Source organism: Prolixibacter sp. NT017 (assembly GCF_009617875.1).
GTDB lineage: Bacteria > Bacteroidota > Bacteroidia > Bacteroidales > Prolixibacteraceae > Prolixibacter.
Map to the genome: position 1 here is coordinate 4412878 of NZ_BLAV01000001.1, position 25836 is coordinate 4438713.

Sequence of the window (25836 nt, forward strand, 5' to 3'; positions counted from 1 at the left end):
GCGGTGTTTTGGAGGCTTTGCCATCAATGCTTCGGATTTGGGATGGAATCGTCTTTTTCGGGATGAAATCTCGTATTTCGGGATAAAAAACAGGGAATATTTGGGAGGTATAGTGGATTAAGTTGGCGGATGCTTTTTCCGATTTTGTGGATTTCGGCGTGAAGTGTAGTTTTGGGGCGAAGATCCGAAGGGAAAGCAACCCGGTTTCGGATCACGTAAGTAGAATATGTTTACTTTTAACAGCAGAAGAAATTAATCTCACGGTACGTGTTCTATGGAAAGACCCAAAAGCATACCTGAATATTTCATCAGTAAAAGAAATATTTACGTTCAGATTGCCTTTACAACGGTTTTTGCCTATGCTTTTATCAATATTTACGAGCCGTTTGGCGCTGCGCACTGGTACGCTATCACCAAGTGGCAGTTTCTGCTCTATTCCGGATTGTTGGTGTTGTTGGGGATGGTGGTGGTGATCGTTAGCCGGGTCATCATGTACCAGATTAATAAAGTTCGGTCGGTTTCTATTTTGCAGTACAGTTGGATGGTAGCCGCTGAAATCATCATTATGGCTGCCTTTTTCGCCCTCATCGAGGATTACGCGCTCGATGATTCGCGCACCTATGCCGAACTTTGGTTTATTGCCATCCAGAATACCGCACTGATTCTCCTCATACCGTATGTTATCAGTTTGCTTTTTTTCGCTTTCCAGGAAAAGAAAATCAAACTCGAAAATCTCACGTTCGACTATCTCAGAAAACCGGCTATCGATTTTATTCCCTTCCGGGATGAAAACGGTGTGATGCGGCTGAGCCTCAAAAAAAGCGATTTGCTTTATCTCGAAGCCAGCGAAAATTATGTGTTGGTTCATTACCGTGTCCGGAGTGAAATTAAGCAATACTTGTTGCGAAACAGTTTGAAAAAGCTGGAAAACGAGATGAAACCCCATCATATCTTACGTTGCCACCGTTCCTACATGGCGAATATAGAGCAGGTAAAGATGATGCAAAAAGGAAAGAAAGGTCTGGAACTTCATTTGAACGGACCGGAAAATTTAGTCATCCAGGTTTCGAAAACTTACGAGCCGGTCATTATTGCCGAACTCGATCTGTTGCCTTCTGCCAGTCAATCTTTGTAGTTGGGCAGATGGCGTTTTTCATTCTCCAAGCCTTTTATTGCACGCCCTTTTATTCTCTTATACAAAAGAACAAGAGAAGTGGAAATCTTTCTACTGTTCTTTTTCCATCTTTCTAAGTAGAAGTACTGTTCACTTATAAGTAGAAGTTTTCAAAAAGAACAGTAGAAGTTTACGAACTTATACGTAGAAGTTTTTGCTGTCGGAACAGATCTTATTTTTTGAGAACAAAATTGCTTTTGCAAAAGCTCTGATGGAAAATTGAATTTAGGTTTTATGATAAACTACGGCCACCTGAAGTTCTCAATATTTTCCAAAGAAAATTGTACACTTTAAACCCATTTGGAAAGCCATAAAACATCTGAGCTTCAATAAAAATTTTCCTATATTTGTAGACTTTTAAAAACCGGAGGTTTTCAATCATTATGACGAGGAAATTCAGGGAATATAAAGAGTTTGATCTATCGCAAATAAACAAGGATGTTCTGAGCTATTGGGAGCAGGACGATACGTTTCATAAATCCATGTCGACCCGTGAAGGACGTCCGACATTCGTGTTCTACGAAGGTCCGCCTTCTGCCAATGGTCAGCCGGGTATTCACCACGTAATGGCCCGCGCTATCAAAGATGTTTTTTGCCGCTACAAAACCCAACAGGGTTACCTGGTAAAACGGAAAGCCGGCTGGGATACACATGGACTTCCTGTTGAACTGGGCGTTGAGAAAATGCTGGGCATAACCAAGGAAGATATTGGTAAGAGCATTACCGTTGAGGAATACAATGCTGCCTGCCGCAAAGAGGTGATGAAATACACCGACATGTGGGAAGAGCTGACCCGCAAAATGGGTTACTGGGTGAACATGGATGACCCGTACATCACGTACGATAACCGTTACATCGAAACGCTTTGGTGGTTGTTGCGCCAACTGTACGACAAGGATATGTTGTACAAAGGGTACACCATTCAGCCGTATTCTCCTGCTGCCGGAACCGGATTGAGCTCACATGAGTTGAACCAGCCGGGGTGCTACCGCGATGTGAAAGACACTACTTGTGTGGCTCAGTTTAAGGTTGTTCGTGACGGTAAGTCGGAAAAACTTTTCGACAGCGTTGATACGGAGTTATTCTTCCTGGCCTGGACCACTACGCCCTGGACGTTACCTTCGAACACCGCACTGGCTGTTGGTGAAAAGATCCGGTATGTCCGGGTAGAAACCTTCAATCCGTACACCGGTATTCCGGTAACGGTTGTGTTGGCCAAGGATCTGCTGAGAAGCTATTTTCCTGAAAAGAATGAAGAACTATCGCTGGAAGATTATCAACCCGGCGACAAAAAGATACCTTTTAAAATCACAGCCGAATTTACAGGTGCCGATTTGGAAGGAACAGCTTACGAGCAATTAATCCCATGGGTAAAACCGATGGGAGATGCGTTCCGCGTGATCACTGGTGATTTTGTGACGACCGCGGATGGTACCGGAATTGTGCACATCGCGCCTACGTTTGGTGCGGATGACGACCGTGTAGCGAAAAAATCCGGAATTGCTCCGTTGATTTTGATTGACAACGAAGGGCGTCGCCAGCCGATGGTTGATAAAAAAGGACGCTTTTTCCGTACCGAAGATCTGGATACATCGTTTGTTGACGAGAATGTCAATACAGAGTTGTATGCAGAATATGCCGGACGATATGTGAAAAATGCGTACGACGAAAGTCTGGCCGACGATGATGCAACTCTGGATGTGGATATTTCGGTTATGCTGAAGAAGGAAAACAAAGCCTTCCGTGTCGAAAAGCACGAGCACAACTATCCGCACTGTTGGCGTACCGATAAGCCGGTGCTCTACTACCCGCTTGATTCATGGTTTATCCGGACCACAGCGGTTCGTGATGATTTGATCGAACTGAATAATACCATCAACTGGAAACCGAAATCGACCGGAACCGGCCGTTTTGGTAACTGGCTGGAAAACCTGGTTGACTGGAACCTGTCGCGTTCGCGTTACTGGGGAACTCCGTTGCCTATCTGGCGTACGGAAGATGGATCTGAAGAGAAGTGTATTGGTTCGGTAGAAGAGCTTTATGGAGAAATTGAAAAGGCTGTTGCTGCCGGATTCATGGAGAAGAATCCTTACAAAGGATTTGTTCCGGGTGACTACTCGAAAGAGAATTACGACAAAATCGATTTGCACCGTCCGTATGTCGACAACATCGTACTGGTTTCGGCTAAAGGTGAGAAAATGTTCCGCGAGCCCGATTTGATTGACGTTTGGTTCGATTCGGGAGCTATGCCGTTTGCGCAGATGCACTACCCGTTCGAAAACAAAGAAATCTTCGAGCAGGTGTTTCCGGCTGACTTCATCGCGGAAGGTGTTGACCAGACGCGTGGATGGTTCTTTACATTGCATGCTATTGCAACCATGACGAAGAAGTCAGTTGCATTCAAGAATATTATTTCCAACGGTCTCGTTCTCGATGCCAAAGGAAACAAGATGTCGAAGCGACTCGGCAATGCGGTCGATCCGTTTGAATCGATTGAGAAATATGGTTCTGATCCGTTGCGTTGGTACATGCTGACCAACTCGCAACCGTGGGACAACCTGAAATTCGATATTGCAGGTGTGGAAGAGGTACGCCGCAAGTTCTTCGGAACGTTGTACAATACCTACAGCTTCTTCTCGCTTTACGCGAATGTGGATGGCTTTAGTTACAGCGAGCCGGAAGTAGCCGCTACTGAACGCCCCGAAATTGACCGCTGGATTTTGTCGCTGCTGAACAGTTTGGTACTGGAAGTGAGCGACGCGTTGGAAAGCTACGAGCCAACCCGCGCCGGTCGTGCGATATCGGAATTTGTTACCGAGAATTTGTCGAACTGGTACGTGCGTTTGAGCCGGAAACGTTTTTGGGGTGGTGAGTATGGTACCGACAAGATTTCGGCATACCAGACGCTTTATACCTGCCTGGAAACAGTTGCCAAATTGGCTGCTCCTATCGCACCATTCTATATGGAACAGTTGTTCCGTGACCTGAATGCGGTAACAGGCCGTGATGAGGACAGTTCGGTTCACCTGACTGAATTCCCGAAAGCAGACAGTTCGCTTATCGACAAGTCGCTGGAAGAACGGATGGATATTGCACAAAAGGTTTCATCTATGATTCTCGGCCTTCGCCGGAAGGAAAAACTGAAAGTGCGTCAGCCGCTGGCCAAAATCATGGTTCCGGTTTTGAGTGAACATTTCCGTGAACAATTCGACGCTGTTCGCGATATTATTCTGACGGAAGTCAACGTTAAGGAAGTTGAATATATTGATGATACAGCCGGTATTATCAAGAAAAAGATAAAGCCGAATTTCAAGACATTAGGTCCGAAATACGGAAAAATCATGAAGCAGATTGCTGCTGCCATTAACCAGATGACGCAGGAAGATATTGCTCGTTTCGAAAAAGAGAGCGCTTATGAGCTCGTCGTTGGCGACGAAAACGTTCATCTCGGACTGGAAGATGTTGAAATTCTTTCGGAAGATATTCCGGGTTGGTTGGTTGCCAGTGAAGGCGGCCTGACAGTTGCCCTGGATATCGAGGTGTCGCCTGAATTGCGACAGGAAGGAATTGCCCGTGAGTTCATCAACCGTATTCAGAATCTCCGGAAGGAAAGTGATTTTGAGGTAACCGATAAGATTAACCTTCGAATTGCTCGTCAGGACGAGATTAATGAAGCGGTCAATAATTTTAGTGATTACATCAGTAACCAGACATTGGCTTCGAATCTCGAACTGGTGGATGCCATTGAGGATGAAAAGGCCAGACTGGTTGAAATTGATAAAGGAGTCGAAACCTATATTATGGTTGAGAAGGTGGGAAAATAATTTCCCATGTTATCAGCCATGGAAATATAAGCTGAAAAAAGTTATATTAGTCAGCTTATTTTAAGCCTGTATTCACCTTAATACTTTTACATTATGGCTGAAAAAATGCGATATTCAGATGAAGAATTGGCCGAGTTCAAGGATATCATTCTGAAGAAACTTGAGAAAGCGCGGAAGGATTACGAGTTGTACCGTAATGCTATTACCCATGGTGACGGAAACGACACGCAAGACACTTCGCCTACATTTAAAGTGCTGGAAGAAGGAGCTGCAACCCTTTCTAAAGAAGAAGCCGGTAAATTAGCTCAACGTCAGCAAAAATTCATTCAGCACCTCGAAGCTGCATTAATCCGTATTGAAAATAAAACCTACGGTATTTGCCGCGAAACAGGAAAATTGATTTCGAAAGAACGACTGCGTGCTGTTCCTCATGCTACGCTCAGTATCGATGCAAAAAACAAGCAACGGTAATTGTTCGTGCAGAGGTAACTGGATGAAGGTTGTAAAAAATAAATGACTTATTTTGTCCGGGGTGGAATTCTGCGCTCCGGATTTTTTTTAATGGTTTGTTGAAAATTTAGGATAATGGGTAAGAAAACCAGTTCGTTGTTGATTGTCTTTCTGATTTTGCTGGCCGATCAGACGTTGAAGTTTTGGGTGAAGACGCATATGATGCTTGGACAGGAATTTTCCGTTTTTGGGAAATGGTTTGTCATTCACTTTGTGGAGAATAACGGTATGGCTTTTGGATTCGAGTTTGCCGGTAATTATGGCAAAATCTTCCTGAGTGTTTTCCGCATAGCAGCTGTGGTAGGTATTGGCTGGTATCTGACAAAGCTCTGGAAAAGAGACGTGCCGTTTGGATTGATTGTTAGTGTTTCTCTTATCATGGCAGGTGCTATTGGTAATATTATCGATAGTGCTTTTTACGGAATGATTTTCAGCGATAGCTATGGACAAGTGGCTACACTATTCCCTCCCGGAGGTGGTTATTCCACATTCCTTCACGGTAGGGTGGTCGATATGCTTTATTTCCCCATTCTGGAGGGACACTACCCGATGTGGTTCCCGTTCTGGGGTGGACAGCAGTTTATCTTTTTCCGACCGGTTTTCAACCTCGCTGACTCGTCAATTACTGTTGGAATCTTTTTGATTCTGCTTTTTTATCGCCGTTTTTTTGACCGTCAGCCCGCAACCGTTGAGGCTCCTGAAGCTTCCACAACTGAAAATATAGAGGTGAATTGACATAGAAAAAGCCGGTGTTTCACCGGCTTTTTCATTCCATAAGATGTAATCTATTTACCCGAATTTTTAAGATTCAGAGAATCATTAAAAAGTTCTTTCGCTCAATAGTTTTCCTTCTGAGCCATATTTTTTCCATGTGCCCGATTTCTGTCCGTTCACATAGTTCATTTCATAAATGAGGTTTCCCTGGTCGTCCCAGATTTTCCAATCACCGTTCTTTTCTCCGTTTTTATAATTAGCGATGGCGACCTTTACTCCCTGCTGGTTGTAAGTAACCCAGGTTCCGTCCATTTCGTTGTTTTTGTATGAGCAAATACCTTTCAGTTTGCCATCTTCGAAATAGATTTTTGCTTTTCCATCCTTTAAACCATCTTTCAGGTTCATCTTTGTTTTCGGATTTCCATTGTCGTAGTACTGGGTGTATTCGCCGGTGTAAGGCTTTGAATCGGCAAAGTATATACCGTCTACTTTACTGACTTCCTGGGCAAATGTATTGGGTAAGAGGAAAAACAATATCGCGATCAATCCAATTAACTTCTTCATAACAGCCTCCTTATCTCGTTACGTGTTTTTATTATGCTAAAGTTAAGTAAAAGTTAACTGAGTTGATTTTTGGTTAACAAAAAATTAATGTTAAATAATTATTTCAAAATGAAATTGATAAAATATGGAATGTGTCTATAAAGAGATATTTCAAGTTAAATATTAAATATTTATGCAACATAACATATAGAGTGAGAGTTTTAGAAGCAGCTTATTTGCCGTGAAATGGTGAGACGGAGGGAGCTAAAAACTGCGAAACGAATGCGAATTGGGTCAGAAAATTCAATAAAAAAACCCGCTCCGGGGCAACAGAACGGGTCGAATGATTTTGAAATAAATTTAGTTCGGGTTCTTCAAACTAAAATCAACTTCATTGGCTTTTGGAGTGAGCACAATATTTTCAACGGTTTTGTTTTCGTACGAAATGTAGGAAGCTGTCAGGTTATATGTGCCCGGTTTCAAATTATCGAAATGGTATTTTCCGTCAAAATCGGTGTAAGCAACCTTATCAGTTCCGTCAATTGACACTTTTACGCCAACCAGGGTTTCGTTGGTTTTGGTGTCTACAATTTCTCCTGAGAGCTCTGTTACGAAAGCCTTCCCGGTAGAGGTATTTTCTGACTTACTTTCCTTATTGGCAGCCATCGCAAAAACGGTGCTTCCAATCAATAAAACTGATAAAACAAATTTTTTCATCTCGCTTGTGTTTATTCAACAGGAAAAGTATGGGTAAAAGGTTACAAAGCGGTTACAAAGATGTGAAGATCCGATTAAGATTAATATATAAGGCTCGGTTACTGAGTTAGGAATGAGGGTAACTGAAAAACGTCGGCTCTGTTTTAGGATGCCGGCGTTTTCAGTTCTTAAGAATGAACCAGACCCGGTTGGGATGCTGGTTCATTCGTGCTGTTTAAGCGCTGTCAATTCGATAGAATTTTACAATTCCGCATGCTGTATAAATAAATTGAAAGCATAAACAGTGGTGTTTTAGTCCTTCAGTTTGAAGTATATTTTGAAAGCCTTTTCGTTCCCGTTTGGCTTATTCCCGACCAGGTAAAAATTCACAACCGGATATTGCGGATAAACGTTTTTCCACATAATATAAGCACTGGTATCCCGACTGGTTGCCGATTTAAATGGCAAACCGAAGCGGGTGACGCTTTCGGCACTGTAGGCGACTGTGGGCTTGTGCACAATGATCTCAATTAGCTTATTATGCTTGAACCGAAATTCTGTAGAGTCGAGAGCATCATACATCTGAATGTATCTCGGTCGACCGAAAAGTAAGCGGTAGAAGGCGGTGTCCGGCCGGGCATCCAACAGCTTTTTGACTTCCGTTGTATCCGGATGTCCTTTAAACAGCTTTGCATCGAAAATGAGCCCGTTATTTTGCTTTTGCGGGTTGCAGGCGAACATGAGTCCTACAAGCAGGGTAAAAATGAAAATTTGAACAAATTTCTTCATTTGATTTATCTGTTTTTTCTATTTACTTAAGTTATAGCTGAACGAAACAGCATAGGTCCGCCCAAGCTGATATTTGGTTGTGTAATAAATGTTGTCTCCGAGCGTGATTTGCTCTTTATAGGTATTGTCCAGAATGTTTTTGGCCTTAAACATCACAGAAACCCGCTTCGACAAATTCTTTCTCAAAGTAAAATTCATGTCCGGCATTGGCTGTAGGTAAATCGACGGTAAGTCAATCTGGTAAACGATCAGCCGTTTGCCGCTGACGTTATAACTCAGGGTCGATTCCCAGCCTTTTTCCAGATTATCATATGATAAACTGGCGTTGAATGTATACGGCGCCTGGTCATACATCGGCCGCGTATCGCTGGCTCCCGGGTTCCAGGCGCGGATGGCTACCAACTCTTCCGGAGTGACATTCACGTAAGAGTAAACGTAGGTGTAGTTCGCTGCAATACGGAAATTCTTCAGTGCTTCCGTAAGTGAGCCGAGGTTCTTTCTGATTTCAATCTCCGCACCGTATAAGGTCGATTTGTCAACGTTTTTAAACTGGAACTGACTGGTTGATCCTCCGGCACGTGGCAACTGTGCGTTCTCAATCGGGTTATAGAACTTTTTATAGAACAGACTTGCCGACAGGTATTCTCCCGGGCTTGGGTATTTTTCCCAGCGCAGGTCGAAGTTGTTTACCAATGTACGTTTCAGATCGGGATTACCGTTCTGAATGTATCCACCGAAAAAATCATACGTAGCCAGCGGCGCAAACTCCCTGAATGAAGGGCGTGCCAACGTGCGGTTGGCAGAAGCGCGAATATTGGTTTTGTCGTTGATATTATAGGTCAGCGCAATCGAAGGAAGCAGGTCATTGGTCTTAATCGTACCTGTCGAATCGTTAAAGGCGCGCAGTTCCATATCGGTTTTTTCCATCCGGACACCAGCCGTCAGATTCAGTTTCTTCGCAATCGGACTTTCAATCATTGCGTAACCCGCGAACAAACGTTGGTAAGCATCGAAGTTGTTGCCGTCGATGTTGATCATCATCAGGTAGTTTTTCAGCGTTCCGTCTACGTAACCGAGATTCTGGTCCTGAAAGAAGACGCTGATATCACCGTCGAAATTTTTATTCGATTGGATATTGTACTGGTAAATATTTTCCCGGAATTCACGGTTTTTGTAGGTATACAAACCACCGAATTTGATCTTTGAATCGCGTCCGCCAAACAATTTCGCCGGAAGGGTAAAATCGAGTTTTGAACTGTTGTTGATCTCCTTCAGGTCACGATAAAAGCGGGACGGACGGTCAAGGTTTCCCATATAATAAAGGGTGTCTCCCTGTTGATTGATCGTGTATTGGTTCCTGATCATTCGCGTGTCGGGCTGCTTGATGGAAGAAAGAGTGAATGAGTTGCTCCATTTTACACTCAGGTTGTTCAGGTGCGGAAACACATGTTCACCCCGAAGCTGTCCGTTACGGAAAGCCCGTTGCGTGTAGGTGATAGCGCGGTTTTGCAAGTGGGTTGTTGAGTCGGGGTTGGCATCCAGCAAGTAACCGTCCTGATAACGAGCATCATTTGTTCCACTTTGGTTGGTCATCAGACTCAAGCCAATTTTGTTGTTATTGTTGAACTTGTATGAGGTGTTGAACATGGCTCCAAGTAACACTTCATCCTCCGATTTATGTTCGGTTGTAGCCATGTGAATGTCACGGTTCAGCGTGGTTTGTCCTTCACTAATTCCCTCGTAGGAATTTTGAACACCATCAGTATAGTTTGAATATTTTCGGTTGTACGACAGTCCGAAAATGTATCCGAGCGGTTTACCAAAAAGTTTCACCTGGTCACCTACCGAGAAGCTGAAGCTGTGATTCAGAAACTGTGAGGCTTTTCCCGGATTGAATTGGCGGTTTTTAAACGCACGTGAAACAGACGTGATTTCATTCTTATTGAGGTACGGATCGGGGAAATCACTGGCACTGTACTGTGCAATTTCTTTCGGTAAGGCCCGGAAGCCGTTATCATATCCCAGGAAGTCGGTTGAACTTCCTTTTGGGGCCAGAAAATCACTGTTAAAATTGGCTTGCGGATTGTATTCGAGTCCGGCTGAAAATGTCAGGTTAAAGGAAGTCGGAAAATCCTTTGTCGTGATGTCTACCAATCCTCCGGTGAAATCGCCCGGAAGGTCGGGAGTAAATGTTTTATAAACGATGATGTTGTCAATCAGGTTTGTTGGGAACAAGTCGAGCTGAACCGAGTTTTTGTTCGGGTCAAGACTTGGAACGTCGGAACCGTTCAGTACCGATTTACTATAGCGGTCACCCAATCCCCTGACAAATACATATTTTCCTGATGTAATGGTGACACCGGTTACCTTTTTCAGAGCGCCGGCTGCATCACTCACGCCCATGCGTGAAAATTGATCAGCGGTAATGGCGTCGAAAAGTTTGGGTGATTTGCGTTGTAGCGTGAGTAGGGCATTTTCGCTGTTTTTGGCCGCTTTAGCGGTAATAACAACTTCATTGATTTCGAGATCGGCCGGTTTCAAGTGGACGATCAACTCTTCCGCGTTACCAGCTTCAACTTTTACATCGGAAATGACGGTGGTTTGGTATGAAATGTATGAAACCCTGACATTGTATGTGCCAGCGTTTATATTGTTTAGTGTGGCAATTCCATCAAAATCGGTAATGGTTCCTTTCGAGGTTCCTTCAATCATTACCGTTGCCCCAATCAATGTCTCTCCGGTTTTGTCATCAACCACTGTCAGCCGGACGGACCCTGTTGTTTGGGCAAAGGCAGAAAAAACACTACCAATTACCAACATTAGACTTAATACAGCATGCTTGAAATTCATAATAAATCTGTTAAAATTCTTAGACTGATAAAATTTGGGCTTTGTTATGTTGGTTTACTCGGTTGATTTTTATGTAAAGATTTTGTCACATGGTATTCTAAAAAAAAGGGCCAAAGTGAATTGGCCCTTTTGTATATCATCACGGGGTATTAGTTGTTGATCACTTCCCAGGTTTTAGTCCAGTTAGCAAAGAACGGAGTCGTTGCATTGGGGTCAACTGCGCCTTTGAAACCTGCGTCTTCCAGGCTTGCATTGTATGCAGAAGCAAGACCTGTAGCCACATCAGTAGTTATGTCTGCTGAGGTAGGAGTGAATTTCTGAGCACCCGTTCCGAAAGCAGGGTCACCGATTTTGTTTTTCGCCATCAGGTATTTCTCTACATTATATTCCAGAGCAGCATCAGTTTCGTCGCTCAGCTGGAACATGTTGGCAAAGCCGGTAGAATCGTTAGAGAATGCATTGTTGGTATAAATCAGGTTGTTTTCGATTTTCAGCGTTCCGTAACCACCATCGGCAACAGAAAGCCACATATCGTAACAGCTGGCTGATTTGTTATCAGTTGCATTGATTTTGTCTGTTCTTCTCTCCATGTCAATAGGACCGTCAAATCCGTAGAATACAGAGTTGATCCAACGTCCTGCCCAACCATCGCGCATATAGATGGTCTGTTTGTTACTAGGAGTAAGGTTATCGTTGGTTCCTTCGTTATAGAGAGTAACGTTAACGTTTGCTACGGTAGCAAAAGGTTTTGCAGCTTCGTTAGCACCAACACCACCGTCATCTTCAGAACCGCGTGGGTCGCTACTTTCGTTAACTGAAGCTTTTTTCCATACCAGGGCGTACTGAACAGTTCCGTGGAAACCTTCGTCTTCGTCAAGACCGTCATCACCGGTGTATGAAAGAACAGCGTGTCTTAGGTTCGGAGCACCACCGAAGAACTCGATACCATCGTCGAAGTTGGAGAATACTTCAATGTGATCAAGGGTTGTTCCTGAACCTACAGCACCCAGTGAAATACCGTTGATTTCGTTGTCGGCGCCAATTACACTACCACCATGACGAACAGATACATATTTCAATACACCTGAGTTGTCGGTATCATCAGTACCACCGTACAATCCGCGTGTTTCAGTTTCAGGAATACCTTCGATTGATTTTTCGCCACCTTCAGCAACGTTGCTGGTAGTTGCTTTACCAAGAATGATCAATCCACCCCAGGTTTGGTTGGCATCGTCTGGTACAGAACCATTCAGGTCATCAGCCAGACCCGTCATGATGATAGGCTTGTCTGCGGTACCTTCAGCCATGATTTTAGCACCACGGGCAACGATTAAAGCAGATGCGCCAGCACCCTGTCCGGGCTGTCCTTTAATGATAGTTCCGGGCTCGATGGTCAACGTTTGACCGTCGTTAACAAAGATGAAACCACGCAATACATAGATGGTGTCGGCACTCCAGGTTACGGTTCCAATACCATCAGCACTCGCGTATACATCTTTGGTCGGCATTGCCGGCTCAGCAGTTTTGTTCATCGTTGCTGTAGCATTGTCCGATTTGGAATTGGCATCGGTAATGGTCAGGCTAACTGAACCTGCACCAACTTCGTTGTCAGCAGTAAAGGTAACAACTACATCGCCGCTGGTTGCTCCTGCTGTAAGTTCACTCTTAATAGTAGCTGAACCTCCTGTGGCATTTGCAGTGGCTGAATTGTATCCTCCGGGAACAGAAACATTGAAAGTAACATCAACGTCTGTAGCAACCTGTACATCGGTGTTGACAGAAGGAGCACTTACAGATGGAGCATCTGCTACTGAAGGGCTGTCATTTTTTGAACATGAGTTCAAAACGACTGCGCCCATAATCAGTGTTGCAAACAGGAAAAAATGCAATTTTTTCATAATCCTCTTCATTATTTAATTTAAAATTCGGGTTCGTTTTTCTTTTTTTGGATTTGATATTTATGTTCACTAATTGCTTCTTTCTCTCTACGGTTTAAAGCCGTTTTTGGTGAAGAAATTAGTTGTTACATTTTCGTCATATTTTTGAATATCAATCCCTTTCGAATTCGATGTGAAGAACGACGTAAAATATTACACTGTGATTAAGGAATATTAACTTTTGTGTTACAATAAGGTCGGTGCTGTTACAATTTGATTAATGGTTAATTATCATTAGTACAGCTTATTGTATGGTGTTTTGAATGATGTTACAGAGGTGAGTTGTAACAATGTAGGGAAGTATTTTTGTCGCAAAATTTCGACAGCTTTTTGGGGGGGGGCGCCTAAACAGGCTGATCAGCAGTATGGAAAGACATTAAAAATGAATTACTGGAGGAAAAATTGTCTGGAGTAGATTTCAGCCGGACGAAAAGTGAAAACTTAAGGAGCAATGGTTGGGCAAATAAAAAAGGGCGGAGAAATTTCCGCCCTTTCCATTACCATGTATAATGGTATTACTCTTTTGTCAAAAATTCAATCTGCGGGTCGACCGGGTACCGACCGGATTCTGCTCCGTAAACCGAGAGACCTCCTTTTTCCGATGTCAGACGAATGGTGATGAATCCTTTTTTTACTGCTTCTTTTACCTCGTCGAGCGATAATCCAACTGTAATCAGGTAACCATACGAACCCGCTTCGTCGAGCATCCATTTTTTGCCGGTGTTTTCGCCCCACTTATCTCCAGGCTCCTGGTTCATCCACGACAGCATGCCCCGATGGTCAGCTGGATCATCCTCCAGAGGAATTTGGTTCAGCGGTCTTCCATCGATGGAGATGGAGAGTGTTCCTGGATGTTTCTTCTCATCAGTTTGTGGATAGGAGTTTTGTCCGTACCCCGGGTCGGTGCCTTTTTCAGTAACAATCGTCATCCCGATATTTTCAGCATCACCGTCTTCCAGGTATTTGCTCTGCGGAAACCTCGATGCAACCTCACAACGAAAGACTGCACCCGTCACATTGTCCAGATTCAAATCGGCTGGCACCTTAAATCGGTATTCAAAATATCCGGTACCCATTCCCCACACTTTTTTCCCTTCCTGTGGCTTCCGGTATTTGATGCTCCAGTCGGCTTTGCTGAACTGTGAAGGCGACATTGCAACCGTATTTACCGGTAGTTTCGTACCGGTTGCCCGGAATGGAAGGAAATTTCGTTGAATAATATCACCATTTTCATCTTTCAGCAAGGTAACCAACATGCCGGACGCTAGATTTTCAGGTAGGCTGGTTGTAATGTTTTCTTGCGGAACTGCCTCGAACGGTTTTATGACAGCGGGCATGGTTCCGCTCTCGCCTTCAATTACTTTTCCTGTCGGTGAATATCCTTTAATATACCAGGCGATAGTTGCTGGGCCGATATTCTTTTGAGTGACCGATGAAACGGTAACAGGAATGGTTACTTTCTGACCGGCCTGATAAACCTCGTAAAAATCTTTACCCGGAATGACGTAGTAATTGGAATGAAAATCGCGCATGCTCATGCCTAGAACGAGGTCCGACAGTCCAAATATTTTCTTACCGCGGTCGAATCGGTAGTAGCCGTTCCATTCATTAATCACGTCATGGAATTCAGTGAACAGGAATCCCGCGATTTTCGGCCTTCGTCTGAATTCGTTCATCATGACATGGTATTCCCAGGTCAGGTCGATGTCGCCTGTACTGCCTGCATAACCCCACACGGCACCACACTCTGAGTTGAGCATCGGCACCTTTCCTTGCTTGTGCCCGTTGATATAATTGAAGGTCGAGCCGGGAAAAGTTTTAGCGACTACATTATCCAAAAAATCGGACCATTGCCTTGCAGGTAAGTAGGCATGCCAGGTGTTGAGGTCGGTTACCACATGGTCGTAGTTACAGGGGGAGTTATCTTCTACCAATCGGGTTGGATCCATTTCTTTTGCTTTGTGATACCAGTCGGCAACCCATTGTTGAGTAGAAGGTGTGTATTTTCGATTGTTTCCTTTTCCGGAAAAAAGTCCCCAGGTTTCGTTGAACAGAACCCATGAAAAAATGGATGGATGATTGAAATCGCGGTTGATCTCGGCTACAGCCAACTCCTCCCAGTTCTTTTTTGCTTCCGGTGTCGGCGGCCCCCAAAAGTTCGGGATATCTTCCATGATAAGAAGCCCGAGTTTATCTGCCCAGAAAAGTTTGCGCGGAATTTCGGCTTTGATGTGAATACGAAGTCCGTTTAAGCCGAGCGCTTTGGCCCGTTTTATTTCGTTTTTCATGAAGTTATCGGAAGGAAAGGTGTAAAAACCTTCCGGATGATAACTCTGGTCGAGTGTCAGGCGCAGGTAAATTGGTTTGTTATTCAAAGCCACGTACCAGAAATCTTCTCCGGGGATTTTGACCGATGAAATTTTCCGCATTCCGAAGTAGGTATGAATCTCATCGGCTTGTTTTCCTTTTCCCGCAGTAGCGGTTACATTATATAAGAAGGGATTACTCAATTCCCATAAGAGCATGTTCTTCACCGGAAGGGTGAATTGCGCCGTAGCATCTGAGGCCGGAATCACTCCTTTCAGATGCAGGTTGTTGTTTTCTCCTGTTAAAGTAAAAGGCCAGTCTGTTTCGGCTTTCCGCGAAAGCGTTACCCGGACGGTTACTTGCTTTTTGTCGATGTCCGGAAAAAAATGAACCTGTTTGATAAAGATGTCCGGACGTTTCTCCAGATAGACAGTTTGCCAGATTCCCCGGGCGTTTCCATAATACTGTTTCCCTGATGGGCGGTCGTCCAAGTCGCGATCCTCAACTCGCACCACCAAACGGTTTTTTCCTGGTTGTAGGTAAGGTTGAATATTGAAATCGAAAGGGGTGTATCCGCCACGATGCTCCCCTATTTTATTACCGTTCAGCCAAACTGTCGTGTGAAAATCGCTGGCCATGAAAACCACGTAGGTTTTCCCTTCGGATGTGCTGAGTTCGTCATTCAACGTGAATTCCCGGGTGTACCATCCGTAATGTACATCGGGCTCTTTTATTCCTGACTTTGGACTTGCCCACGAAAAAGGAACCAGTATTTGCTGGTCGAAGCTTTCCGGTTGGTTTTGCCAATGCTGCCTGACCCCTACATTGTTTTTATCGGTCCGGAAATGCCATGTTCCGTTCAGGTTTTGGAATGTGTTGCGTTGGAATCCCGGACGCGGATGTTCTTTTAAGGGGATATTTTCCGGCGCATTTGGCGCCGCCGCTGCTGCATAGAAAAATGAGCAGAGAAAGAATAGTGAAATAATCAGTTTCATTGTTTGGTTTATTTTGGATTAGAACATGTTAAAGATAATCACATTCTGTATTGAAGCGAAGCCTGTTTAGCAATAAAAAGAAAAAGGGCACCCGACGCTTCAGGTACCCTTTTTGGAAAGGAAAGTTACTTGCCATCTAACAATGGCCTCTTGAAAAATTGTTCTGAACCTATATGTTTCTAATGAATTCTCACCTTGCCGTTTTTCTACTAAAGAAAGCTGGCTTGTTCAATCTGTTTTCTATTTCAATCTTTTCAGACTACATAGTTAAAGATGAAATAGTAAGTGAATGCTAATTCAGATTAAATAAGTGTTTAAAGAAATATTTCGAGGGTATTACAGCTTAATAATTAATTAACAAAAACTGCTATATGAGCCTATAATAAAGGGAAGTATATAGTCTTGAACAAGAAAAGCCCTTCCCGGAAGGGGAAGGGCTCAGTATATTGAAGCAACCAGTTTTATTGTTGTTCCATTGTTGAATGTGTGATAAAATCACGGGTCGATTTGACCATGTTAACAGTTTGCAGCAACAGGTTTTTGGTTTCTGACATCACATTGAAAAACAGAACCGAGTTGCGGCTATTGACTTCTTTCTTCTTGATACGGCGAATCTGGTTTTTCTCCAAATCGCGGATGTTATCGATGATGACTTGTCGTTTGGCAATCAGTTCTTCAATTTGATCGAACTCGCTTTCTTTAATAATGTGAAGAGCAAAATTCAGGAAGTCGGTAATTTGCGAACTGAACTTGGTTAAATCTTCAACCTGATCTTCATTGAAAGGCTTGTGATTATTCTCTACATGCTGGTGCAACGGACCAACTACGTATTTGATTGAGTGAGCCATTTCGCGCAGGTAATCAACAATTTGCACGTAGAAATGTCCGGTTTCAACCGAATCTTTCTGTAATTTTTGCACCACCTTTGAAATGTTGGCTTTCAGCTTTCTCGCTTTCTGGTTGAACTCTTCCACGTCGCGATCAATCTGTGCCAGTTGTTTCCGGTTTTGGGCAAAGAAACTTTCCAGTGCAAGGAAGTAAGCTTTCGATGTGGAAATAATCGCGTTGGTTACTTTCTGATTGGACTTATCCAGCACCTTTTCTACTTCTACGGTTGCTTCCGGGAAATCTTCTTCTTCCAGCTTTTTAGCTTCGCGTTTGCGGAAGAATACATAGGTGCGAATCACCATAATAGCGGCAACAGCAGCAAAGACAAAAATCATGTACTGTCCACCGAGTGAAATCAGGGTAGCAATGATGAGTGAAACAGTGAAAGCAACAAAAGCGGTCAGGAACCAACCTCCTACTACCGTGAAGACACCTGAAATTCGGTAAACGGCCGATTCACGATCCCAGGCGCGGTCGGCCAACGAAGTACCCATGGCTACCATGAAGGTAACATAGGTTGTTGAAAGGGGTAATTTCAGGTTGGTACCGATGGTAATCAATACCGATGCAACAACCAGGTTACTGGCCGCCCTGATTTTATCGAAATGAGGTCGGTCCGGATTCGTATCGTCTATCGGAACAGCTTCGAAACGGCTGTCGATCCAGTTGGTAACCCGGCTTCCCAGGATGCGTTTCAATCTATCGCCGGTGCGAATAGAAGAGCGTACCAGGGCACGTGATGCGTAGGAAGAACCAAAGCGCTCGTCGCCTTCAGCCTGACGGGCCAAATCCACAGTTGTAGCAACCACCGATTTTGCTTTTCGGGAGGCGATAAGCGTTCCAATCATGATGAGGCCGGCGATCAGCAGCATGTAGGTATCGGTTCTCACCGGTTGGTTGAGGATGTTCATGGTGAATCCATCCGGATTAACGGCACCGGCGGCCATCCACGCTTTGAACGATTCGAATCCGGCAAGCGGTACCCCGATAAAGTTCACCAAATCGTTTCCGGCGAAAGCCATAGCTAACGCGAAGGTTCCTACCAGCACAATGAACTTGAGAACATCGAACTTCTTGAAAATGAACTGGAGAATTTGCAGTAAAATGGTCCACCCGATGAAGCTGAAAAAGAGAATCGTCCACATGTTGTGTGTGAGATAAGCAACATTTTCGGGTGTCAACCATGAGGCACCTTTTGCACCTTTGATGACAATGAAATAGGTAATAACGGCAAAGCCGAATCCTCCGAACATGGAACCGATGTAACGAATTTTCTTTTCGTACTTAAAGGTGAATACCAGTCGGGTAAACCATTGGACGATGGTTCCGACCGTAAAAGCGATGACTACCGATACCAGGATACCGGAAATAATGGCGAGTGCTTTTTCAGTATTGATATACTGAGCGAGTTCTACCATTGAACCAGAGGCTTCTTTGATCTTAACAGCAGCCACCGCTACAGCCGAACCTAAAAGTTCGAAAACGATGGATACGGTTGTAGACGTAGGTAAACCAAACGTATTGAACATGTCAAGCAGGATGATATCCGTTATCATCACCGCAAGGAAAACGGTCATAATTTCGGAAAAAGCAAACATGTCAGGATGGAAGATCCCTTTACGGGCGACCTCCATCATACCGCTGGAAAAAGTTGCTCCGATAAGAACACCTAAACCGGCGACACCCAAAATGAGCCATTTGGGAGCGGCTTTGGAACCTATGGCTGAATTCAGGAAGTTAACGGCATCGTTACTTACCCCGACAATCAGGTCGGAAGCAGCCAAAGCAAACAGGATAATTACAAGGATTAGATAAAAGCTTTCCATTGATTAGATTTTTGTAAAAAACTCGTGCCAAAGATATTGTTACACAGTTGTTACCTATGTTAAGAAATGTTAAAATAATGTTAACTGGTTATCATTATCTGAATTTTCTTATTTATTGTTTAGTTTAGGTTTACCGGACAAACAATTCCTATATTTGTTGATATTTAGAGTGTAATAGAATTGAAAAACGAACAATTAATGAATACTTCCTCACCAAGAAGGATGTCGGTGTTACTATCGGTATCCCTCACACTCGTTTTCACGCTTTTATTGGCAAGCTCTTTCTTTCTGCACGTAACCTACTGGTACTGGAGTTTTCTCTTCGTTCCGGTTTTTTTCGGAATCGCATATTTATTGATTCATTATATTCTGAATCACCTGATATACGATAAAATTACCCCAATTTACAAAACCATTCGGGAAGTTCCGGTTGAAGGAAAGAAACAATTGAAACGGCAGGAAGGCAGCTCCGATATTATTTCGCAGGTAAACATGGAAGTAAAAGCCTGGGCCAGCGAAAAGCTTTCGGAAATTGAGCGCCTTCGTGATTTGGAAAAATACCGGAAAGATTTTTTGGGTAACGTTTCGCATGAGCTGAAAACCCCGATTTTTAATATTCAGGGGTACGTTCTCACGTTACTCGACGGTGGAATGGACGACCCGAAAATCAATCGATTGTACCTGGAACGTACCGAGAGAAGTATCGACCGAATGATTAGTATTGTGGAAGATCTGGAGTCAATCACCAAATTAGAGTCGGGTGAGTTGAAGCTGAACTGGGAGACTTTCGACATTGTGAAACTGACGGAAGACGTATTTGAGCTGGAGCTGATGGAGGCCCAGGAACGCCGCATTTCACTTCTTTTCCAGCAAACCAATACGAAGCCGCTTTGGGTGCTGGCCGATAAGAAACGCATCTTCGAGGCGGTTAGCAACCTGGTGATGAATGGACTGAAATACGGAAAGAAAGGCGGCTATGTAAAAGTAGGGTTCTTCGATATGGATGACCACGTACTGGTGGAAGTGAGCGATAATGGAATTGGAATTGCCAAGCAGGATCTACCCCGTATTTTTGAACGTTTTTACCGTGTCGATAAAAGTCGTTCGCGGCAGCAGGGAGGTACCGGCCTTGGACTGGCGATTGTTAAACATATTATTGAAGCACATGACCAAACCATACAGGTGAGGAGTGTTCTCGATAAAGGAACTACTTTTACGTTTACGTTAGAAAAGGGCACTCCGGGCAAATAATTTTTCCGGAATGGGTTAAACCAAATTAACATTTTGTAATTTGGGAGGGTAAAACTGACCCGGCATAATCATAATCATTATGGCAGAAAAAGAAAATAACTACAAAATTCTCCTGGTAGACGACGAAGAAGACATTCTTGAATTTATCAGCTACAACCTCGAGCGCGAAGGTTTTAAGGTGTATTCGGCCAGGAATGGAGTGGAAGCCATTAAGATGGCTGAAAAGAAGAAACCGGATCTGATTATTCTGGATGTCATGATGCCTGAAATGGATGGTATCGTGGCTTGTGAAGAAATCCGAAAGATTCCGTCATGTAAGGATACCGTGATTGCTTTCCTGACAGCACGTGGTGAAGATTATTCACAGATTGCCGGTTTCGAGGCGGGAGCCGATGATTACATCACCAAGCCCATCCGGCCGAAGGTGCTCATCAGTCGTGTTAAAGCGCTGCTGAAGCGCTCAGGCGTTGCTGCAGCCGAGGCCGCTGCTCCCGAACAAATTATCACAATTGGTAACCTAACGATTGATAAAGAGCGTTATCTGCTCAAAATCGATGATAAGGAGATGATTCTTCCCCGAAAGGAATTTGAATTGCTGTCGTTGTTGGTTTCTAAGCCTGAAAAGGTATTTACCCGCGAAGAGATTTATAATGCCGTATGGGGAGAAAACGTGATTGTCGGTGATCGTACCATTGACGTGCATATCAGGAAATTACGAGAGAAGATAGGTAACGATCATATCAAAACTCTGAAAGGTATTGGTTATAAGTTTGTGAATTAACCAGGTAGTCCGGATAGTTTTCATAATGGAATTCAACCGGATTATTATTACATTTGTTTTAATCACGTAAATTCACGCTTATGAAGAGATTTGTGATTGCCGTAATGGTCATTGTTGTTGCTTTTTCCTATTCATGTAAGAAAAAGGAGAAGCCGGCACCGCCACCTCCGGCACCGCCAAAAATCGAGACTCCCAAGCCAAAACCCAAGCCGGTAGTCAAGCCAGAACCGGTGGTAAAGGACGAAGGGGTTAATCTCGATGATAAGTATTTTGTGGTAGTAAATAGCTATACGATTCCGGAAATTGCCCGTGAAAGGAGTAAGGAATGGAGCAAGAAGGGATTCAACCCCCGGGTGATTATGCGGAATATGGACGGCTATTATCGGTTGGCTGTTAAATCGTTTAACGATTACTCCGACGCCATGGCCGCCGCATTAAAGCTTCGGAAGGAATACCCGGAGTTTAAAGATGCCTGGGTGATGAATCGCTCAAACAAAATTGAAGATGAGGAATAAAATCGAAAATCCTAAGATATACCCGGCATAAACCTGTGCCGGGTTATTTTTCCCCATTACCAGCCTCGCGTATCCTGTAAAGCCACCGGCCAGCAGGATGATTATAATCAAGCCCATATCGTGTTGCCCCAGGCGCAGCATGATGGCCAAAACAATCCCGAACAAAGCTCCTAATGCAGCCATATGTGAACTGATATTCCACCGAAGGGATATTAATGCCAAAGCCACTAAAACGAGCGTTCCGGAAAGAAAAATAGCGTTAAAAAAGCCGGCAACCGGTAATTTGGAAACCAAATAGTATCCGGCAAAATAACTCACACCCGAGATGAGATAAGTTAATGTCTGGACCGGAACTTTCTCCCACGATTCAGAGTTGCTTTTAAATATTCGCCCGCTAAGAACAAACAGGGCAGGAATAACTCCCGTGCTGGCCAGCGTACTGATGATAACAACTTGTTTTAGCGTTCCCGATAAAAATGTGATATACAAATCTGTTTGAAACAGAAGAAGCAATCCGAGTGTGGGTAATAACAACGGGTGAAAAGCAATTGATATGCTTCGGGCTAAAAATTTTTCCATTACGGTATTGTTCAGGTGAATATTGTTGCCTTCCTTTTTACTTACAACTCTTTTCGCATACGGGCGACCGGAATGTCCATCTGTTCGCGGTATTTGGCAACAGTACGGCGTGCAATTGGGTAAGACTTCTGCTTCAGAATTTCGGCCAGAGCCTGATCGGTCAGAGGCTTTCGTTTGTCCTCTCCTTCAATGCACTCCTTTAGTATTTGCTTTATTTCCCGGGTAGAGACTTCCTCTCCCGTGTCTTTTTGCATCGATTCGGAAAAGAAATATTTAAGCGGGAAAATTCCAAAATGCGTTTGAATGTACTTGCTGTTCGAAACGCGCGAAACCGTTGAAATATCCAGGCCGGTTCTGTCGGCAATGTCTTTCAGGATCATCGGACGCATTTTGGTTTCATCGCCTTCCATGAAATATTCCTTCTGGTAGTCGATGATTTCGTTCATAACCAGTAACAACGTTTGCTGTCGTTGGCGAATAGCGTCGATGAACCACTTGGCCGAATCGAGCTTTTGCTTCATGAACATGACCGTATCCTTGTCCTGACGGCTTAGGTTTTTCCGGTTTTCCTGGTAAGCTTTGAGCATATTGGCATAATGCCCGTTGATATGAAGATCAGGCACATTCCGCTGGTTCAGCGAAAGCTGTAATTCGCCATCCATCAACTCCAGAATGAAATCGGGGATGATGGATTGGTTTGTGCGATTAATTGTATTGCTAAACGAACTTCCCGGCTTCGGATTCAGCTTTAATATTTCATCGATGGCTCTTTTCAGCTCGTCTTCCGAAACGCCGAATTTCCGGGTAATCTTATCGTAATGCTTGCGCGTGAATTCGTCGAATGTGTCACGAAGAATCCGGGATGCCAGTTGTATTTCCGTTTTCGAGAGGTCTTTCCTCTCCATCTGCAAACGCAGACATTCCCGCAGGTTCCGTGCTCCTACGCCCGGAGGTTCAAATTCCTGGATGACACGGAGAATGCGCAATAACTCGAACTCGTCGGTGGTGACATTCTGCATGAATGCCAAATCATCCATAATCGACTCCAAATCGCGGCGCAAATAGCCGTCTTCGTCGATATTACCAATGATCTGCTCTGCCAGCACTAACTCGTGCTCCGAAAGATAAACCTCGCTCAATTGTTGCTCAACGTACTCGTGAAACGATGAACCGGATGAGAAAGGTATTTCGGTGAATTTGTCGTCCTTTGAATAATTCTGGGCCGTGTATTTGTACGACGGGTAATCTTCGTCGTTCAGGTAGTCGTCTACCGAGAATTCATCATTGTCCTTATCTTCATTCGACTTCAGATCGTTGTCGTATTCCTCTTCCTGGTACTCGGAATTATCATTGTCCATATCCAGTACCGGGTTTTCTTCCAGCTCTTTCTTGATGCGTTGCTCCAACTGCATCGTAGGAATCTCCAACAGCTTGATAACTTGTATCTGCTGTGGAGAAAGCTTTTGCAGCAATTTCTGTTGAAGACTTAATTTTTGCATCTCTGGCTGATTTTAATCTGTCCGAAATTTATAAAATAAAGAACAAACTTCCGTGAAAATAAAACCCCGCTAATGCAATAATTAACGGGGTTCGCGTATTTTATGTTTTTAACTTAATTAAAATTCACAGTTTTTCGGCGTACGCGGGAATGGAATGACGTCGCGAATGTTACCCATTCCGGTTACGAATTGAACGAGACGTTCAAAGCCCAATCCGAATCCTGCGTGCTGGCATCCGCCAAAACGACGGGTATCCAGGTACCACTGCATTTCGTCGGCCGGAATGTTCATTTCTGCCATGCGGCTTTCCAGCACCTCTAAGCGTTCTTCACGTTGCGAACCACCAATGATTTCACCAATCTGCGGGAAGAGAACATCCATGGCGGCAACTGTTTGATTATCGTCATTCATACGCATGTAGAATGCTTTGATTTCTTTCGGATAATCGGTCAGGATGACAGGCTTCTGGAATTTCTTCTCTACCAGGTAGCGCTCGTGCTCACTCTGCAGGTCGGTTCCGAATCCTTCGATTGGATACTGGAATTTACCTTTCTTGTTCTGTTTCGAATTCTTCAGAATGTCGATGGCTTCGGTATACGTCAAACGAACAAATTCGTTGTCGGCCACAAACTTCAGCTTCTCGATTAATTCCATCGAACGTTGGTCGGCCGGCTTATTCTTCTCTTCTTCCTGAAGCCGTTTGCTGAGGAACTGCAGGTCGTCCATGCAATTATCCAGCGCATAGCGGATGAGGTATTGCAGGAACTCTTCGGCCAAATCCATGTTATCGTTCAGGTCGAAGAAAGCAACTTCCGGCTCAATCATCCAGAACTCAGCGAGGTGACGCGAAGTGTTGGAATTTTCGGCACGGAATGTAGGACCGAACGTGTAAATACGTGACATCGCCATAGCGAATAATTCGCCTTCCAACTGACCCGAAACTGTTAGATTGGTTGATTTTCCGAAGAAATCTTCGCTGTAATCAATTCCGCCATCTTCGGTTTTGGGAAGATCGTTCATGGGTAAAGTGGTTACCCGGAACATTTCGCCGGCTCCTTCAGCGTCAGAACTGGTGATAATCGGTGTATGAATATTGTAAAATCCACGTTCGTTGAAGAAGTTGTGGATAGCAAAAATCAATTTATGCCGGATACGAAAAATGGCGCTGTAAGTTGCTGTACGTGGACGTAAGTGTGCTACATCGCGCAAAAATTCGAGCGTATGACGCTTGGGCTGAATCGGATATTTATCCGGATCGGCTTTACCGATGATTTCAATTTTTTCAGCCTGTAGTTCAACCGACTGACCGCTTCCTGCCGACTCTACCAATTTTCCGATTGCAGCAATGGCCGCGCCTGTATTAATGTGCTTCAGAATCTCTTCCGCAAAGTTTTCAGCATCAGCTACCACCTGCAAATTATTGATGGTTGAGCCGTCATTTAAAGCGATGAAACTTACATTTTTACTGCCGCGACGGGTTCTAACCCAACCTTTCACTGTAATTTCGGCGCCAACCTGGCCCGATTTCAGAATGTCAATAATTTGATTCTTCTTCATTTTAAAAATTTTTTATAGCTGATTGAACAGAACTACAAAAGTAAGATTTTTGTCTTTTACAGGGTGACCTCAACTTTAAATCTTTTTAATTGTCAGGGGACAGAGCGTTGGTAAATCTGCATAGCCGACTTTAATGTCTTTTTTTACCTTTGCAAAAAACAAGTAGTAAAATGAGTGCACCGCAGAATTGGAATGAGTTGTGTGACCGACTGAGTGATATGTTCGGGATGGATGTTGACCTGAATGGCGTATTGTACCTGGTGGGAGTTAGGGAGCGCGGATTGACTCTTCGGAAATTCACCAAATTTGAAAAATGGAGCCTGATCAATCTGGGCAGTTGCGTTTTATATAAAGAAATTGGCATGGTAGAAGAGTTGGGAACCGACCGGGACGGCTGGCCAATGTTCCGCGAAAAATCTCTTTTGACCAACTGGACAGAGGATAGAAAGCAGAAAACACTTCAGGATTGTGCTATTCGCTATTTCTCGAAAGTTTTTGAAGACAATCCCGCAGAATAATGTAATTGTTTTTTTTTGAAGTTAGAATTTGTGATTAGCGAAGAATGTTTGTTTCTCCTTTCGTTTGGAATAATCAAATTTTA

18 protein-coding genes are annotated in these 25836 nt (G+C 43.9%); 8 read left to right on the plus strand and 10 right to left on the minus strand.

Annotated elements, in window-relative coordinates:
- The first annotated feature begins 274 nt into the window (after positions 1 to 274).
- The 4 genes from GJU87_RS18395 (at position 275) to GJU87_RS18410 (ending at position 6243) form a co-directional block, all read left to right on the plus strand.
- A complete protein-coding gene (locus tag GJU87_RS18395) occupies positions 275 to 1135 on the plus strand; it encodes a LytTR family DNA-binding domain-containing protein (protein WP_153640810.1) in 861 nt (286 codons plus the stop codon).
- Positions 1136 to 1557: 422 nt separating this feature from the next.
- Entirely contained in the window at positions 1558 to 4998 is a 3441-nt protein-coding gene (gene ileS / locus GJU87_RS18400) for an isoleucine--tRNA ligase (RefSeq protein WP_153640811.1), read from the plus strand.
- Between the two features lie 93 nt (positions 4999 to 5091).
- Positions 5092 to 5469 (plus strand): TraR/DksA C4-type zinc finger protein, encoded by a 378-nt coding sequence (locus GJU87_RS18405; protein ID WP_025862658.1) that lies wholly within the window; start codon positions 5092 to 5094, stop codon positions 5467 to 5469.
- A 114-nt stretch (positions 5470 to 5583) separates the two neighbouring features.
- Complete coding sequence (locus GJU87_RS18410; protein ID WP_153640812.1) at positions 5584 to 6243, plus strand: lipoprotein signal peptidase; 660 nt, start codon at positions 5584 to 5586, stop codon at positions 6241 to 6243.
- Between the two features lie 84 nt (positions 6244 to 6327).
- On the opposite strand, the gene GJU87_RS18415 is transcribed toward GJU87_RS18410, so the two are convergent.
- From GJU87_RS18415 to GJU87_RS18445, 7 genes are all read right to left on the minus strand, one after another.
- Positions 6328 to 6786 carry a toxin-antitoxin system YwqK family antitoxin gene (locus GJU87_RS18415; protein WP_153640813.1) on the minus strand — a complete coding sequence of 153 codons (459 nt, stop codon included), beginning with the start codon at positions 6784 to 6786 and terminating at the stop codon, positions 6328 to 6330.
- A 339-nt stretch (positions 6787 to 7125) separates the two neighbouring features.
- A complete protein-coding gene (locus tag GJU87_RS18420) occupies positions 7126 to 7482 on the minus strand; it encodes a carboxypeptidase-like regulatory domain-containing protein (protein WP_153640814.1) in 357 nt (118 codons plus the stop codon).
- A gap of 291 nt (positions 7483 to 7773) precedes the next feature.
- On the minus strand, positions 7774 to 8250 hold the full coding sequence (locus GJU87_RS18425) for a hypothetical protein (protein ID WP_153640815.1): 477 nt from the start codon (positions 8248 to 8250) through the stop codon (positions 7774 to 7776).
- An 18-nt stretch (positions 8251 to 8268) separates the two neighbouring features.
- Positions 8269 to 11100, minus strand: coding sequence for a TonB-dependent receptor (locus tag GJU87_RS18430; protein ID WP_153640816.1), 2832 nt, complete (start codon positions 11098 to 11100; stop codon positions 8269 to 8271).
- 149 nt (positions 11101 to 11249) lie between these two features.
- Positions 11250 to 12998 carry a hypothetical protein gene (locus GJU87_RS18435; protein ID WP_153640817.1) on the minus strand — a complete coding sequence of 583 codons (1749 nt, stop codon included), beginning with the start codon at positions 12996 to 12998 and terminating at the stop codon, positions 11250 to 11252.
- A 554-nt stretch (positions 12999 to 13552) separates the two neighbouring features.
- Positions 13553 to 16339 (minus strand): glycoside hydrolase family 2 protein, encoded by a 2787-nt coding sequence (locus GJU87_RS18440; protein ID WP_153640818.1) that lies wholly within the window; start codon positions 16337 to 16339, stop codon positions 13553 to 13555.
- Between the two features lie 461 nt (positions 16340 to 16800).
- On the minus strand, positions 16801 to 19053 hold the full coding sequence (locus tag GJU87_RS18445; protein WP_153640819.1) for an inorganic phosphate transporter: 2253 nt from the start codon (positions 19051 to 19053) through the stop codon (positions 16801 to 16803).
- A gap of 198 nt (positions 19054 to 19251) precedes the next feature.
- Between GJU87_RS18445 and GJU87_RS18450 the strand changes: the two genes are divergently transcribed.
- The 3 genes from GJU87_RS18450 (at position 19252) to GJU87_RS21695 (ending at position 21600) form a co-directional block, all read left to right on the plus strand.
- Positions 19252 to 20304: a cell wall metabolism sensor histidine kinase WalK gene (locus GJU87_RS18450; protein ID WP_153640820.1), complete on the plus strand. Its 1053-nt coding sequence runs from the start codon at positions 19252 to 19254 to the stop codon at positions 20302 to 20304.
- Positions 20305 to 20383: 79 nt separating this feature from the next.
- Positions 20384 to 21085 (plus strand): response regulator transcription factor, encoded by a 702-nt coding sequence (locus GJU87_RS18455; protein ID WP_106541008.1) that lies wholly within the window; start codon positions 20384 to 20386, stop codon positions 21083 to 21085.
- 80 nt (positions 21086 to 21165) lie between these two features.
- Entirely contained in the window at positions 21166 to 21600 is a 435-nt protein-coding gene (locus tag GJU87_RS21695; protein ID WP_153640821.1) for an SPOR domain-containing protein, read from the plus strand.
- Here the strand turns inward: GJU87_RS21695 and GJU87_RS18465 are convergent.
- From GJU87_RS18465 to asnS, 3 genes are all read right to left on the minus strand, one after another.
- The gene (locus GJU87_RS18465; RefSeq protein WP_153640822.1) at positions 21574 to 22179 is read right to left on the minus strand and encodes a hypothetical protein; all 606 of its coding nucleotides are present in this window, start codon (positions 22177 to 22179) and stop codon (positions 21574 to 21576) included. The genes GJU87_RS21695 and GJU87_RS18465 overlap by 27 nt on opposite strands.
- Positions 22180 to 22220: 41 nt before the next feature.
- The gene (gene rpoN, locus GJU87_RS18470) at positions 22221 to 23678 is read right to left on the minus strand and encodes an RNA polymerase factor sigma-54 (RefSeq protein ID WP_153640823.1); all 1458 of its coding nucleotides are present in this window, start codon (positions 23676 to 23678) and stop codon (positions 22221 to 22223) included.
- Positions 23679 to 23795: 117 nt separating this feature from the next.
- Complete coding sequence (gene asnS / locus GJU87_RS18475; protein WP_153640824.1) at positions 23796 to 25235, minus strand: asparagine--tRNA ligase; 1440 nt, start codon at positions 25233 to 25235, stop codon at positions 23796 to 23798.
- 170 nt (positions 25236 to 25405) lie between these two features.
- Here asnS and GJU87_RS18480 point away from each other — a divergent pair, with 170 nt between their 5' ends.
- Positions 25406 to 25753, plus strand: a complete 348-nt coding sequence (locus GJU87_RS18480; RefSeq protein WP_153640825.1) for a hypothetical protein — start codon at positions 25406 to 25408, stop codon at positions 25751 to 25753.
- The last annotated feature ends 83 nt before the right edge of the window (positions 25754 to 25836 follow it).

Excerpts from the sequence above, each read along its gene's own strand:
- GJU87_RS18395 (WP_153640810.1), top strand. The coding sequence starts at position 275 with ATGGAAAGACCCAAAAGCATACCTGAATATTTCATCAGTAAAAGAAAT.
- ileS (WP_153640811.1), top strand. The coding sequence starts at position 1,558 with ATGACGAGGAAATTCAGGGAATATAAAGAGTTTGATCTATCGCAAATA.
- GJU87_RS18405 (WP_025862658.1), top strand. The coding sequence starts at position 5,092 with ATGGCTGAAAAAATGCGATATTCAGATGAAGAATTGGCCGAGTTCAAG.
- GJU87_RS18410 (WP_153640812.1), top strand. The coding sequence starts at position 5,584 with ATGGGTAAGAAAACCAGTTCGTTGTTGATTGTCTTTCTGATTTTGCTG.
- GJU87_RS18415 (WP_153640813.1), bottom strand. The coding sequence starts at position 6,786 with ATGAAGAAGTTAATTGGATTGATCGCGATATTGTTTTTCCTCTTACCC.
- GJU87_RS18420 (WP_153640814.1), bottom strand. The coding sequence starts at position 7,482 with ATGAAAAAATTTGTTTTATCAGTTTTATTGATTGGAAGCACCGTTTTT.
- GJU87_RS18425 (WP_153640815.1), bottom strand. The coding sequence starts at position 8,250 with ATGAAGAAATTTGTTCAAATTTTCATTTTTACCCTGCTTGTAGGACTC.
- GJU87_RS18430 (WP_153640816.1), bottom strand. The coding sequence starts at position 11,100 with ATGAATTTCAAGCATGCTGTATTAAGTCTAATGTTGGTAATTGGTAGT.
- GJU87_RS18435 (WP_153640817.1), bottom strand. The coding sequence starts at position 12,998 with ATGAAAAAATTGCATTTTTTCCTGTTTGCAACACTGATTATGGGCGCA.
- GJU87_RS18440 (WP_153640818.1), bottom strand. The coding sequence starts at position 16,339 with ATGAAACTGATTATTTCACTATTCTTTCTCTGCTCATTTTTCTATGCA.
- GJU87_RS18445 (WP_153640819.1), bottom strand. The coding sequence starts at position 19,053 with ATGGAAAGCTTTTATCTAATCCTTGTAATTATCCTGTTTGCTTTGGCT.
- GJU87_RS18450 (WP_153640820.1), top strand. The coding sequence starts at position 19,252 with ATGAATACTTCCTCACCAAGAAGGATGTCGGTGTTACTATCGGTATCC.
- GJU87_RS18455 (WP_106541008.1), top strand. The coding sequence starts at position 20,384 with ATGGCAGAAAAAGAAAATAACTACAAAATTCTCCTGGTAGACGACGAA.
- GJU87_RS21695 (WP_153640821.1), top strand. The coding sequence starts at position 21,166 with ATGAAGAGATTTGTGATTGCCGTAATGGTCATTGTTGTTGCTTTTTCC.
- GJU87_RS18465 (WP_153640822.1), bottom strand. The coding sequence starts at position 22,179 with ATGGAAAAATTTTTAGCCCGAAGCATATCAATTGCTTTTCACCCGTTG.
- rpoN (WP_153640823.1), bottom strand. The coding sequence starts at position 23,678 with ATGCAAAAATTAAGTCTTCAACAGAAATTGCTGCAAAAGCTTTCTCCA.
- asnS (WP_153640824.1), bottom strand. The coding sequence starts at position 25,235 with ATGAAGAAGAATCAAATTATTGACATTCTGAAATCGGGCCAGGTTGGC.
- GJU87_RS18480 (WP_153640825.1), top strand. The coding sequence starts at position 25,406 with ATGAGTGCACCGCAGAATTGGAATGAGTTGTGTGACCGACTGAGTGAT.